This is a genomic window from Flavobacterium foetidum (genome assembly GCF_004634245.1).
GTDB lineage: Bacteria > Bacteroidota > Bacteroidia > Flavobacteriales > Flavobacteriaceae > Flavobacterium > Flavobacterium foetidum.
Map to the genome: position 1 here is coordinate 377,454 of NZ_SJTF01000003.1, position 15,024 is coordinate 392,477.

Consider the following 15,024-nt stretch of genomic DNA (forward strand, 5'->3'; position numbering starts at 1 on the left):
TTTATTATGAAAATTTCACGCAGATTTAAAATGATTTTGGCAGATTAGCACAGATTTTTCAGGTATTCTTGTCATAGAAACCAGAATGACAAACTGTACTTAACAATAAGACAAAAAATCTCAGAACTTAGAGCCTTTAGAATCAAAACATTTTTTGGAATCCTTCGCTTTTTACTTTCCATGTTCCATCTTTAGGGAAACCCGGATTCTCTTCATTTGTTCCATCCCAGCCTGCGCACATCATCGCTACTGCGGTCAGCAATCCGCCATTTCCAGGGAGATAAAGCGTTAAACGTTCTGCTTGATAATTATGCCCGTTTTTTAAATAGGTATTCGTTGTCACATTCATAAACAAGGCATCAATTGCTTTTTCTGGCATTTTCAGACGAGCGGCAGACATGGCGGTCATTGGGAAATCCCAACCCCAAGTTTTATCCCAAGACCAAGTATTCCAAACTAAATCGAAAGTGTTTTTCATGATTTTTTTATCCAATAAAGAAGTTTCAGGAAGCATTCCGAAAGTTCCCAAAACGGAAGGATGGTCGGTTTTAAATTCCGGATTGGTATACGAATCTGTTGCACTTTCTGTCGCCAGATAAACGTTATCTGAAATTGGCAATGGAGACAATTTCGCCAAAACCGTTTCCCATTTTTCAGGTACTTTTTGGTTTAATTTTTTCTTCCATGCAATTGCCGTTTTCAAAGCCCAGTTCCAATACGCCAACTCATAAGTCGGATTAAAAGTTTCCATTGCCTTAAAACGTTCTTGCGCAGGAATAACGCCCGGCCCTAAAACATAACGGTCTTTTTTAGCATCGTAATTCGCAAACGAAGCCATAAAATCTGCGGTTGCAAAAACTCTTTCGCTGTATAAATCTAAAGTTGCTTTTTCGGGTTTATTGCGATACAGCAATTCGGCATAGGTAATAAAATGCGGTTGCTGCCAAATCAAAAACGAACCTACAGAGGACGGACTTTCGTTACCATCAGGATCGGTCATTTTCTGCCATCTTGCTCCTTCAAAACCTTGTCTTTTGGCAATATTTTTTGCTTTATCAAAAACTTTCTGATACCACGGAAGACTTTTTTCTAATAAATCTGCTCTGTTCCAAAGCGCAAAATGAACACCGTGCCACCAATGCATTTCCAAATGCGGTTTTCCATACCAACTGTTATAGGTTAAACCCGTTTCTTGCGGAGGCACTTTTCCTGCACATTGCACTTTGGTTAGATACTGCGACAAAATTACTCTGCGTTCCAATTCGTTGGCACGAGGGTCTGTGCTTCCCGAAAAATCAACTGCTGCACCGCTTTTCCAAAATTGTTCCCAGCCTTTGCTGCTGCTGTTTTCAATAACCGAAAAAGAAGAATTTGAAACTGGTTTTTCCGCTAAAGCGAACAAACAGCTTAATTCAAAAGTATCTGTATTTGAAGGTTCTAAAACAAAATAATGTTCCCCTGTTTTCTTAATCTGCGCGTTTCCTTTCCAGTTTAAACTCACATTGTATGAAATGCTGTCCATCACATGGGTTACAACCACCTGCGTTTTAGATTTTTCAGACAAAGTACTTTTATAATCCTGTTTGCCTTCCCATTTTGTTCCCATATCAGCCCAATCTCCTGTTGGAAAAGGAATACGTAAACTGATTTTCAGTCGTTTTTCTTTCAATAAAGTCGATTTTACTTTTACTCCTATTTCGTCTTTTTCCTGATGCGAAGCAGTATAAACGGTTACCGGAGTTCCTTCCACTTCAAAATAGCTTTCAATTTCGCCTGTCCATAAATTCAATTTTTGAGAAATCGCCTTAAGGTCGCTTGGTTGCACAAGACTTCCATCTTTTTTAGTGATTTCAAAACCTAAATTTCCCAATTGCAATAAATGCGGATTCTGCCTAAACCAGTTTACCGCCTCCACTCTTCTCGCCGGTTCCTTAATCTGAACCGTGTATGAAATATCTCTTCCGTATTGTTTGTAATCTCTTAAAGTCTCTGAAAACTTATAACCGTTTACATTTTTATAACTGTCCCAACCCCATTCTGACTGTGTTCCTAATGGAATTCCGTTTTGATAGGTTTTGGGAAAAGTCTGCAATCCCGTTGCGTCTACCGTAAAGGCAAAAGCGCCATTCCCGACTGTTAAAGAAGCCAGTGTGTCGATGGCTGTAATTTGAACATTATGTCGTGTTACCAAGGCTTTGCGGTTTATTTTCTGTTGTGCCGACAACGAAATCGAAAATAAAGCTGCGATAATTAATTGATATTTTTTCATTGGGTTAGTTTTTTGGTTTCTAATTGAAATGAAATTTTAACCGCAAAGCACGCAAGTTTTTTTACTAAACATTACGTTTTAAAACGCAAAGTCCGCAAAGCTTTATCTACACAAAGCTTTGCGGACTTTGCGTTTTTTTAGAATTCCAAAAGCAAAAAAAACTTGCGTGCTTTGCGGTTAAATCTCAAGCTGTTTCATATTATTATCTAATCAAAGTCAAACTCATCAAACCAATGACCACATCATTCGCAATGGTTTTCAAAGTCAAACTTTTTAATGTTTTATTATTATCTAAAGGCAAATCCAAAATCGTTCCCGCACCGCCTTCAACACCATAATTAGTCAGTCCTTTTATCGGTTTAAAGTCTTTAAAATCTCTCGAAATTTCTCCCGATTTTAGATAAACTCTTGGTGGTTTTGGAGCATCGGTGGTAAAGGCAAGTCCGTCAATAAAATAATCCTGCTCAATTGGCCACCAGTTTTCTGGATTTTTAAGTACTAAAACTTCCGAAGTCCCGTCTGTGTAATTTACTGTGATTTCGCCATTTGTCATTCGGCTCTGCATTGGATTTGTAGTTCCCGCGACCATAAAATAAACATGCGAAGCTTTTCCAGATAACGGAATCGAAACACTTTCTGGATAATTATCCCACATGGAAGTGAAAACAATATTTTTTTTGTCTGATGCAGAAGGTGTGTTAAATACAATTCCTTCGGGAGAAGTTATTTGGTCTTTATTTTTGGCTTTTTCACGAAGGCCGTTGTCGTCAATTTTTACTTCCAAATTGGGATAACACCAATTGCCAATTCCTTGTTTAGGAAGCTGTAATGTTGTTGTTTTAGGTCTTGGTGAAAGATATTCATTGGTAAAAACATCGGTAACTTTAGCATTAAAATAAGACGAAAGAATTATCGATTCCTGTTTATTGGAAGCCGAAAACGGAATATCCCAATTGATTATTTCCATATTTTGAATGGATGAATTGCCGTTCTTAATCTCAAATCTGTTAGTTCCCGGCATTAAATCCTGAATTGGAATTTGAACTGTTTTCTTTTCTAATACATTAAAATTAATTGGCTGACTGGCTTTTTCATTCGTATTCAAAACCAAAGAACCTACAATCTTTTTTACAGTATTGTTTTTAATGGAAATTTCTAAAGTATTTCCTTCTGTAAGTTTGGCTGTAGATTCTAATTTTGGTTTAAAATTAACTTCAACAGGATGCCACCAAGACATTTCGCCTTGTTTCAGTTTTATAAAAAACACGCTGTTTCCTTCCCCATTAACCTTGCCATGAAGCTCATTTTGAGTTTTCGAAATAGTACTCAAAACCGACTGCGGGTCGTAAACCGAAAGAATTTCGGCTTTAAAAGTCATCATATGCAAATCTTGTCCGCTGGTATAAAATGGTGTCTGCTTTTTTGTTTCTAATGGAAAACCTTTCCAATTCACAACCACATCATAAACAGCACTATACGGCAATTCAATACAAATTTTCGGCTTTCCGATGCTTTCTGAAATTGCTTTGTAGGAAGCAATTTTGCCATTTATCATGATACTTTGGATTTTATCATAGGGCGCATCCAAAAGCAACTTTAAACTCATTTTGGACGCAAAACGATTTTCGATTTTGTAACTGTCTTTTTTATTCTCCCTCTTAAAAGAAAATGAAATATCTGGAATTTCAATTGAAGCTTGATTCCACTGAGAAGGAAAACCAGGAGAAATAGTCAAAGTTCCTGCTAAAGCGTCAGGCTGAATTCCGTAAAGTCCTTCAACCAAAGTCCTTGAAGCCATTCCGATTGGGTCGGCAAAATCACGATACAACTCGCCACGCATCGCATCTTGGTACAAAAGCTGTTCGAAAGCGCCTGGCGAAGCTCCGAGATACATACTTTCTATCAAAGCACTTTCCCATAAATGATACGCTTTTTCAGCTTGTCCTCCCTGCCAGAAAGCCAAAGCGGTGTGCAATTGTTCCGCTAATGCCACATTATTGACCGACCACGTATAAGGTTGCCAATTGGTCGTACTGATAGTGAATAAGTCAGTCCTATCTAATCCTTCTGCTTGAATAGGTATGCGAGGAATCTGTTTATCTACATAATTTAACATCTGAAAACTCTCAAAAGGTGTAGCCATTTCTGAATCAATCGTGTGGTAAATGCTCCAGATTCCAGGAGTTTCATGCAATAATCTATTTCCTAAAGCGTCTTTATATTCTGCAAAAATTCCTTTTTTAGGAAGCCATAAAATCTGATTCGAAGCTTTTAAAATTTTATCAGCTTCTTTTGAAAACGGAAGCGCATCAACCTTTAATTCTTGAGCGACAGCGGCAATGGTTTTATTAGCATAATAATTATAAGCCGAAGAATGAATTACGCCACCTCCACTATATTGAAGCGCATCGCTCGCCCAGATTGAGGCATAGGCATCATAAAGGCCGTCGCCGTCTGCATCGAAATTTCGTTTTTCCCAGTTAATATGCCTCTGAAGTATAGGCCACATTTCCTTCATAAAATCGGTATCTCCAGTCCATTTAAAATGACGCAACATTTGGTCAATAAAAACGAGATTCATATCATAATGATGAGCAACAGTATTCTTGTTTGGATTTCTGCTGATGTAGCCGCTGCTGAACATGGATGTTCCCATTTCTTCTTTCTGTCTCGCAAGATTTTTTTCAGCATCAAACACAACTGGGCCACTCTCAGGAGTTGTAACTTGTGAGTTGCTATAACTCTTAAAATGAGATTTTGCACGGTCATGCCAACCCAAAGGGTCAGCCGTGTAAGCACCACGCCACGCATTGAGGTACATTCTCCATGCCACTGCGCCATGCAAGTAAGCTGGACTTTCCCATATTCCGTCAGAAGCAATTGCAAGGGCTCCACCCAATGTATTGATATAAGGGTCTGGAGTAACCACCTTTACTCTATTGGCTAAAACTGTTGTCTGCTGAACAGCTTCTTCATAAAGTGATGCAATATTTTTTTGCGTAAGATTCTGTATTTTTTCAGGTGTCAGAAGCCAATAATTTTCGTTTTGAAGGCTGTTTACTTTTCCCGTAACAACCATAAGCGATTGCGACTCAGAACTGAGCAATTCTAAAGGCGAATTCTGTTTTTCAGCATTAGCTAAACGAACTGTGGAATCCGGAAAATATCCTCTTAAACTCTTGTTGTTTCCCGTTTTTTCCTTGTTGCTTTCTGAACCATATTCCAGCAAAAAAGACTGTTTTTGTAAAGTATATTTATTGTTCACGCAATATTCGGGTTTCAGATAAAAAACCGATTCAGGGTCGGCTCCGATATCTCCGTCACGACTGAATTTTTTCCCTGTCGCGCCACCGTAAACCCAGACGAGACTGCAATCTTTTGGCACATTGACACCTGATACTTTCAAAATAAAACCCTCTTTATCTCGTAAAGCCACGGCATCAATCGACAGTTTTCCAGTTCCTAAAAGAGCATCTTGAATTTCATAATGCATGGTTCCTAAAACATAACTGGTTTGAATTTTTGATGATTCAGTAATCCATCTGCTGTCTTTTCCGCTTATTAAACCTAATTTAAGATTGCCGCCCATTCCTGGCATGTACAGCGCAAATTCTGGCAAATCTCCCGCTTCTGCTCTAAATGCGGTATTGGAACCATAAAGTGCTCTATTAAATTTTCTAGTGCCGTTTTTTAATACAAAACTATTTCCTTCAGGTGCATAATGAATCTTGCGCACCGTTTTCTCCTGTCCGATTATTATTAAGGAATGGAAGAAAAAAATGGCAGAAAATACAGCAATACGGCATGTTTTAGCTTTCATAGAATGGCGAAAAAAGTTATATTTTTAAAATAAACACATAACGAAAATATTTATTGATTTTTTTATCAATTCAATATTATATTGATGCAATTTCTTTGTTTTTTATATACATCGTATCCTGTACATACCTGACTTATGCAATAAATCCTTACTTTTTTCATCATTTTTTAACATCATAGTACAGGATACTATTAAAAACAAGAACAATTAGATTTGAAAATGAAATAAATTAAAATCTTAAAAATTTGACTAAAATTTTCACATATTCGTATTTATTCTTGTTTTCTATTTTGATGTCGTTTCCTGTGTTTGCGAGCAGCTCTGCTAAAAATAGCTACACGGCCAAAACCGTTTTGGAAGACAGTATAAAAAAGCCATGGCTTTTTCAGTTTGGCAGCGATTTAAAAATCAAAAAAGGAATTGCGGTAACAAAATCTTTAAAATACCAATCTGATTTAGGATATGGATTTGATTTTAATACCGAGTCCAACCTAAAATTAAACTCCAATTCTTTTTCTATTGAAAAACCTGTCTACTTTTCTGTAAAACTTCCTGAAGGGAATTATCAAGTTGAAGTAGTTTTAGGAAATCCTCAAAAAGACCTTAAAACAACCATAAAAGCAGAATCTCGTCGATTAATGGTTAATGAGTTTGTTGTTGCAAAAGGAAAATCAGCATTACAGATTTTTAATGTAAATGTTAGAAATCCTAAAATTGATGACAATCTGAGTGTTACTCTTAAAGACCGCGAAAAAGACATCTTAGATTGGGATGATAAACTGACACTGGAATTTTTAGGCGAAACAGCCGTTCAAAGTATCAAAATCACAAAAAAAGACAATTTAACGGTTCTCTATCTAGCCGGAGATTCTACAGTTACCGACCAAGATGTAGAGCCTTGGGCATCTTGGGGACAATTTATTACGAACTATTTTAATGAAAATGTTGTTGTGGCAAATTATGCGTATTCGGGTTCTTCTTTGAGTTCTTTTAAAGCCAGTAACCGCTTGAAAAAAATACTTTCCCAAATCAAAAAAGGAGATTATCTTTTTGTGGAATTTGGTCATAATGATGAAAAAATCAAAGGGGCCGGCAACGGCCCATGGGAATCGTATTCCAATTTACTGACTGAATTTGCTCAGGTTGCTAAAGATAAAGGAGCAATTCCGATTTTAGTTACTCCAACACAGCGCCGTTTTTTTAATGAAAATGGTACATTAAAAGATACACATGGCGATTTTCCTCCAGCTATGCGCACCGTAGCTCAAAAAAACAATACAGCTCTTATTGATATTACAAAAATGACAACCGAGCTTTACGAAACCTGGGGCGACGAAGTATCCAGAAAAGCTTTTGTGCAATATCCTGCCAACACCTTTCCTGGTCAGGAAAAAGCACTAGATGACAACACACATTTTAATAGTTTTGGAGCCAACGAAATTGCACTTTGTGTAATTAGAGGAATTCGTCAGCTTGACGTTCCTTTGAAAAAACAAATCAAAAAAGATATTCCGGAATATAATCCGAACAAACCTAACTATATTTCAAGCTGGACACTGCCAATGAGTGCCCGTTTTGAAATTTCTAAACCAGATGGAAACTAACCCAAGAACCCACTTTTATGCAACTAAAAAAACTTAAAATTCAGTTTATTACGGCACTGGCTATTTTTATTTCACTAAACGGTACAGCGCAGCAGACTGACAAAATTTATCTTTCGGGAAAAGATTTTGAACATCCTGTACAATGGGATTTTTACTGCACCGACGGTAATAACAGTAAAAAATGGTCAAAAATAAATGTCCCTTCTCAATGGGAATTGGAAGGTTTTGGAGAATATACCTACGGACGCTGGTATAAAGAACTAAACCAAAAAGAACCAAGCAAAGAAGAGGGTTTGTATAAATATGAATTTGAAGTTCCAGCGTCTTACAAGGACAAGGAAATGAAGATTGTTTTTGGCGGTGCCATGACGGACACTGAGGTAAAAGTAAACGGAAAACTGGCAGGCGCTATTCATCAAGGCGGTTTTTATGAGTTTAAATATGATATCTCGTCGTTATTGACCTATGGTGCCAAAAACACTTTGGAAGTTCATGTCTGGAAACACTCTGCCAATAAATCGGTTAATGCAGCTGAAAGAAGAGCCGACTGGTGGTTGTTTGGAGGCATTTATCGTCCGGTTTGGCTGGAAGTTTCTCCAAAAACCAATATCCAGCATATAGCTGTAAATCCGAAAATGGATGGTAGCATCACAGTTGATTTGGACTTAAAAAACATTGCGAAAAACAGTACTTTAGAAGCATCTTTAAAAGGTTTAAATGGAGAAAATCTGGAAACTTTTTCTTTTCCGCTTAAAGCGAAAACTACTAAAGAAACTATAGCAGCACAATGGAAAAACATTAAACCTTGGAATCCGGAAAACCCAAATTTATACGAATTACAATTGGTTTTAAAACAAAACGGAAATGTAATTCATGAATACAGCAAAAAAATTGGTTTCAGGACTCTAGAGTTTAAAAAACAGGACGGGATTTATGTAAACGGAACTAAAATTGTCATGAAGGGAATTAACCGTCATTCGTTTTGGCCTGAAGGAGGACGAAGCACCAGCAAACGCATCAGTGAACTGGACGGAAAACTAATCAAAGATATGAATATGAATGCTGTCCGCGGGCATTATCCTCCGGACGAACACTTTTTAGAGGTTTGTGATTCTCTTGGGATTTTCGTTTTGAATGAATTGGCAGGCTGGCAAAACTCATACGATACTGAAACGGGAACAAAACTGGTGGGCGAAATGGTAACACGTGACGTCAATCATCCATCTGTAATTATCTGGGACAATGGAAATGAAGGCGGCTGGAATTATGAAGTTGATAAAGTTTTTGCTGAAAAAGACCCGCAGAAACGAATTGTGATTCATCCATGGGCTGATTTTAATGGCTGGGATACGCATCATTATCCAACTTACTTAACCGGAATGCATCGTTTTAATGCGGGCGAGAATGTGTTTTTTCCAACCGAATTCATGCACGGAACTTATGATAACGGACATGGAGCCGCATTGGAGGATTTCTGGAACCGCTACAAAGAAAGTCCGCTTTTTGCTGGAGGCTTTATGTGGGCAATGCTCGACGAAGCCGTAAAACGTTCTGACTGGACCGGAGATGTAAAATTTGATTCGAAAGGTTCTTTAGCCGCCGATGGAATTTTAGGGCCTCATCGCGAAAAAGAAGGTAGTTATTATACTGTAAAGGAAGTTTGGGCACCAATACAGTTTCAACCAAAACAAGTAACTCCAGATTTTGACGGTTCTTTTCTGATTACGAATGATTATTTATTTAGTAATCTGAACTCTTGCAGAATGGAATTTAAAGTCCTAAAATCTGATGCAGACGTTTTGTACAGCAATAAAAATGCACAAACAATAAGTTCTGGTAAAATTCAAATTCCAGATATAAATCCGGGAGAAACACGTAAAATTCAGTTTGCCGTTCCAAACAATTTTGCAGAAGGAGATGTACTTTCCATTACCGCTTATGACCAGTTTAATAAAGAAATTTATACTTGGACATGGCCGATTCATAAAGCGCTTTTTTACGCCAATAAGTTTTTAGCCGTTCAAAATACAAAAGCAAAAGCGTCGGCAATTAAAACTGCAACCGAAGTTATTTTAAAAGGAAATGATGTTAACGTCGTTCTCAATGCTGCTAATGGAGAAATTACTTCTGTTAAAAACGGAATTGCAACTATTCCATTAACAAATGGCCCGCGTCCTATCGGGATGAAAACGAAACTAAAAGACATTCAAGTTTCACAAGAAGGAGATAAAGCAGTTTGTCTGGTTTCCTATGTTGGTGGAATTTCAACTATAAAATGGACTATGGAAGCTGACGGAAGATTTAAAATGGAAATGATTGTACTGAAAAACGAAAAAGCACCAAGCGGTTTTGATGGTTTTGACGGAGCATTTTTTGAAGATAAAATCAATTCTTTCGGAATTACTTTCAGTTTTCCTGAAAAGGATGTTACGGGAATGAAATGGTTTGGAAGAGGGCCATATCGTGTTTGGAAAAATAGAATAAAAGGCACAACCTACGGAATTTGGGAGAAAGATTATAATACTACGATAACAGGAGAAAGTTTTGAAAATTTGGTGTATCCTGAATTTAAAGGGTATCATGCTAATGTCATTGGAGCGAATTTAAAAGCTGGAGCTTCTTCTTTTAAAGTTTTCAGCGAATCAGATAATCTATTTTTGAGATTATTTACTCCTGATTTACCTAAAAATGGTTTCCCAGGCAGTTATCCACAGCCAGCTTTTCCTGAGGGAGATATTTCGTTTATGTATGAAATTCCGGCCATGAGAGATTTTAAACCTCTTGAACAGCAAGGACCTCAAAGTCAGCCAACCAATATCCGCATCAAAAGCGGAGATGACGGGATAAAAATGAATCTATGGTTTGATTTTAGAGATAAGATTTAATTTCAAGTTTAAGGACTAAATCTTTTAACCGCAAAGAACGCAAAGATTTTATCTGCTTATACTGAAAAAAATAAGTTCGCAAAGCTTTGCGCTCATTGCGTAAAACCTTTGCGAACTTTGCGGTTAAGCAAACAAGCACAACATTATTCATAAATTATAATTCAAAACATGAAATTATTTAAAATACTTTCTGTACTACTTTTGGCTGTATTATTTTTCAATTTTACATCAAAACAAGACAATAAACCTACTCTTTTTATGGTTGGAGATTCGACTGTGAAAAATGGAAAAGGAGATGGAGCCGGCGGTCTTTGGGGCTGGGGAGATTTTATTGGGCAATATCTGGATACAACAAAAATCAGGATTGAAAATCATGCTTTGGGAGGCACCAGCAGCCGTACCTTTCAGGATAAAGGACTTTGGACGGCAGTCTTAAATAAACTAAAAAAAGGAGATTATGTACTGATTCAGTTTGGACATAATGACAATGGCCCCGTAAATGACAGTCTGCGTGCAAGAGGAACCATTAAAGGAATTGGTTCTGAAACCGAAGAAATAGACAATATCTTGACCAAAAAACATGAAATTGTACATACTTATGGCTGGTATATTCAGAAGGTAGTTCGTGAAGCAAAATCAAAAGGCGCCATTCCGATTATCTGCTCTCCTATTCCACGCAATGACTGGCAGGACGGAAAAGTACCACGAAATGATAAATCTTACGGATTATGGGCTAAACAAATTGCGGAAAAGGAAAAGGTAACTTTTATCAACCTGAACGAAAAAATGGCTCTCGAAATGGAAAAATTTGGAGAAACAAAAGTTACAGGCACTTATTTCTATAAAAAAGACCACACGCATACTTCGGCAAAAGGAGCTGTTCTTTCGGCTTCTGTTATTATTGATGAACTGAAAAACAGTAAAAATTCCCTAAAAAAATACATTCTAAACAATCCAAAAATTGTACTTCCTACCAAGAAAAAAGTCTTTTTGATAGGCGATTCGACTATGGCTAACAATAACAATAATCCTGATGCTGTGGGTTGGGGAGTTCCGTTTCCTCAATATTGCGATACAACCAGAATTAAAGTAATCAATAAAGCACGTGGTGGCAGAAGCACCAGAACTTTTGACTATGAAGGTTTATGGACTGAAGTTAAAAACCAGCTGGAACCTGGAAATTTTATTCTGATTCAATTTGGACATAATGATGCCGGCGATATTGATAAAGAAAAATTCAGAGGTTCTTTGAAAGGAAACGGCGAAGAAACACAGGAAGTTACTCGTCCGGACGGAACTAAAGAAATTGTTCATACTTTTGGCTGGTATATGGAGAAATTCATTCGCGAAGCCAAAGAAAAAGGCGCAATTCCAATCGTTCTTAGCCAGACGCCTCGAAATGAATGGCCAAATGATAAAGTACAACGAAGAACTGATACTTATGGCAATTGGTCTAAAATTGCTGCAGAAAAACAAAATGTTCTCTACATTGATTTGAATGAAATTGTGGCGCAAAAATATGAGTTACTCGGAAAAGAAAAGGTAAAAGCTTTTTTCCCAAAAGACCATACGCATACTGGTTTGGAAGGCGCACAAATGAACGCGCTTACTGTGGCTGAAAGCATTCAAAAACTAAAAAACTGCAATTTGAGGGATTATATTGAAATCCCGAAATAAAGCAGGCAGTAACTCGAAGTTCTTAAGGTTGGAAACTTGTTTTAGCCACAAATTCCCACAAATTAATTTGCGAAAATTTGTGTAATTTGTGGTTAAATAAACTTTAGATTATCAACATGATTTTTACAATCCGCACTATATGTCGCTCCTCTGGAGCTTTCCATTGTAAACATTTAATTTTTCTATAAATATTTCGCTTCTCCGAAGCTTACAAAAAGAGAGTTTTGCTTTTGAGCTAAATTTTATTTCAATGGAATTTCATAAGTTCCTCCTTCAGCAGCTAAGTAAACTGCTAATTGGTCAAGTACAATTCCAGTTTGATTGACTTCAATCTTAACGTTATGTTTTCCTTTTGAAAGATTTGTGGCTGGAATTTTTACGATTGCACTATTTCTAAGCACATTTTCTTTCCAAGTTTTATCTCGGTCTTTTGTGTTTATTTTAAAGTATTCTGTATTATTTCCGTCTACCTTAATTCCGATTTCATGGTCAAAATTATTGGAATGAGTTGGAAGCAGACGTACTTCAATTTCATAATCTCCGGCTTTTTCAATTTCAAATTCATAAGAAACAGACGGTTTTTCATTTTTAAAATAACGCTGCGTAAACGGAAATAAAGTCACCGCATTATCACTATATCCTAAACCTTGAATTGTTTTCCATTGATAATTTTCTACCTCTTTTTTGGAAGTAAATTGGTCTGCTTGAATATAAATTCTATTCGATGTTTTTACTGCCTTTTCTTTAGAAACCTCACTAGTTTTAACTGCTTCAAAAACAGGTAATTTTCTCGGCTGCATCGACATCATATAATTCCATTTGCCATTGCTTGCTTTTTCATTATAAAAACGAGTTAATTCCTGAATTTTCTCAAAAGCCTGAGTAGCCAAAGTATTATACTTTTCTTTTTGAGTTACATCTGAAACCATAGCTGCTAAATTCCAATATAAAAATTTATAATTCATATAAGCAGCACCTTTAACAGGATAAACCATTAACTGAAACCAAGCGTCTTTCCTTTCCTCAGGAATAAGCTTTTCCAGTTCGTCTATTTTTTGGACTAGATTTTCATAAACTTTTATTCGGTTTAAGGACTCTTCTTCAGAAAAATCAGAAAATTTAACGGGAGTTGTCGGTTCTGTCTGGCTCCATCCCATATATTCAGGTTTTCTGAGCATTGCTAAACGGTAATATTCTTTTATAATTAATGCTGACTCTTCACTTACTTCGGCAGAAAACTCTCTTGCTGTCCAGTTTTTAAGATATTCATCAATTCCATCCGATTTAATACTGTTGACATTCCAAGCTAAATCCAGAAAAAACTCAGTATCGTATTCTGCTGGTTTAATATCTCCAACATTTACAATCCACATTTTTTTTGCACCATTTTGATAGGCTTTTGTCATTTCGTACCAAATCAAACCTGGCTGTGTGGTGCTCAGCCAAAGATAATCATGAGGACGTCCCCAATAACTAATGTGGTAATACACACCGCTTCCTCCTGTTCGCTTTTGCTCTTCGAGACTGCTCAAACGACGAATGTAACCGTAATTGTCATCAGGCCAGACAAGGGTTATATCGTCTGGAACTTTGAGTCCGTTATCGTATAATTCCAATACTTCTTTATACGGAACAAAAGCCTGAGGAATGGCTGAAAGCGGTTTTTTAAAAGTGTTTGAAAGCATTTCGCGTTGATTCAGAATAATCTTCTCGACCATTGAAATCGATTCCTTTAAATCTTTTGCGCCTTCCATTTTACTGTCATGAACACCACGCATTCCTAAGGTCATAATTGTTTCATTTTGAGCCGATTTTAATTCATCCAATCGCTCCTGCCAATATTTATCGACCTGAGATTTATTCGTAAAATAATTGTAATCGCCATAAATTTTCGGTTTCCATTCGTCAACATTGTTTCGAAGCATAGGTTCGGCATGAGAAGAACCAATCACAATTCGATATCGCTGCGCCATTTCCTTATTCCCCGAAAGGGTAAAAAAACCTCTTGTAGAAGGATGCATCGCGGGCCAGATTGTATTCGCTTTTAAACGCAGGAGCAACTGAAAAATTTTCTCATAGGTTTTAGGGCCGATATCTCCTGTTTCTGGTTCAAAAGTTTTGGCTGCCCATGGTTGTAATCCCCAGTCTTCGTCATTTAAAAAAATACCTCTATATTGTACTGATGGCGCTTCAACAATTCCTTTTGACGGAAGAGGCAACAAAAGATTTTCTTTTTTTAACGGATGAACATCTGCCCACCATTTCCAAGGAGAAATTCCGAGACGTTTGGTGGTTTCAAAAATTGCATAAACTGTTCCTCTGACATCTGAACCAACAATCAGAAGATTATCTTTTTCTTTTCTAATGGAAAATTTTTCCCAGTGATTCGCTAATTCTTTCTCATTACTTTTGGATTGAAATAATTTTGAAGAAACCTGACCAACATAAATTCCTTTTTTAGAAACGTCATTTACAGTAACAATTTCAGGACGTTTTCCTGTTATTTCCTTAATGTCATCTGCGAGTTCGTTTACAGCCCAAACTATTAGTGAATCCGTGTTTTTGTCAATGAAAATATTTACTGCATGATTGGAATCTGCAATTAAAAACTCAGTTGCATTTTTATTTTGGCAAAAGACATTTATAGATAAAATTGAGAAAATTAATAGCAGTGTTTTTTTCATTATTGTTGTTTTTTTTTTGCCACGAAGGCGCTAAGGCACAAAGTCATTTTTTAGGAAACTCATTATTTGGCTAAAGCCATTTTTG

6 protein-coding genes are annotated in these 15,024 nt (G+C 36.8%); 3 read left to right on the plus strand and 3 right to left on the minus strand.

What is annotated here, in order from left to right:
* Window positions 1–142 precede the first annotated feature (142 nt).
* A complete protein-coding gene (locus E0W73_RS06300) occupies window positions 143–2,269 on the minus strand; it encodes a hypothetical protein (RefSeq protein ID WP_135221236.1) in 2,127 nt (708 codons plus the stop codon).
* Window positions 2,270–2,471: 202 nt separating this feature from the next.
* Window positions 2,472–6,089, minus strand: a complete 3,618-nt coding sequence (locus E0W73_RS06305; protein WP_135221237.1) for a DUF4450 domain-containing protein — start codon at window positions 6,087–6,089, stop codon at window positions 2,472–2,474.
* 245 nt (window positions 6,090–6,334) lie between these two features.
* Here E0W73_RS06305 and E0W73_RS06310 point away from each other — a divergent pair, with 245 nt between their 5' ends.
* From E0W73_RS06310 to E0W73_RS06320, 3 genes are all read left to right on the plus strand, one after another.
* Entirely contained in the window at window positions 6,335–7,693 is a 1,359-nt protein-coding gene (locus tag E0W73_RS06310) for a rhamnogalacturonan acetylesterase (protein WP_244248442.1), read from the plus strand.
* Window positions 7,694–7,710: 17 nt separating this feature from the next.
* On the plus strand, window positions 7,711–10,578 hold the full coding sequence (locus E0W73_RS06315) for a glycoside hydrolase family 2 TIM barrel-domain containing protein (protein WP_135221238.1): 2,868 nt from the start codon (window positions 7,711–7,713) through the stop codon (window positions 10,576–10,578).
* A 168-nt stretch (window positions 10,579–10,746) separates the two neighbouring features.
* Window positions 10,747–12,255, plus strand: a complete 1,509-nt coding sequence (locus E0W73_RS06320; protein WP_135221239.1) for a rhamnogalacturonan acetylesterase — start codon at window positions 10,747–10,749, stop codon at window positions 12,253–12,255.
* A gap of 242 nt (window positions 12,256–12,497) precedes the next feature.
* Here the strand turns inward: E0W73_RS06320 and E0W73_RS06325 are convergent, their stop codons facing one another.
* Entirely contained in the window at window positions 12,498–14,939 is a 2,442-nt protein-coding gene (locus tag E0W73_RS06325) for a glycosyl hydrolase 115 family protein (protein WP_135221240.1), read from the minus strand.
* Window positions 14,940–15,024: the final 85 nt, after the last annotated feature.

Coding starts and splice junctions, on each gene's coding strand:
- E0W73_RS06300 (WP_135221236.1), bottom strand. CDS start 2,269: ATGAAAAAATATCAATTAATTATCGCAGCTTTATTTTCGATTTCGTTG.
- E0W73_RS06305 (WP_135221237.1), bottom strand. CDS start 6,089: ATGAAAGCTAAAACATGCCGTATTGCTGTATTTTCTGCCATTTTTTTC.
- E0W73_RS06315 (WP_135221238.1), top strand. CDS start 7,711: ATGCAACTAAAAAAACTTAAAATTCAGTTTATTACGGCACTGGCTATT.
- E0W73_RS06320 (WP_135221239.1), top strand. CDS start 10,747: ATGAAATTATTTAAAATACTTTCTGTACTACTTTTGGCTGTATTATTT.
- E0W73_RS06325 (WP_135221240.1), bottom strand. CDS start 14,939: ATGAAAAAAACACTGCTATTAATTTTCTCAATTTTATCTATAAATGTC.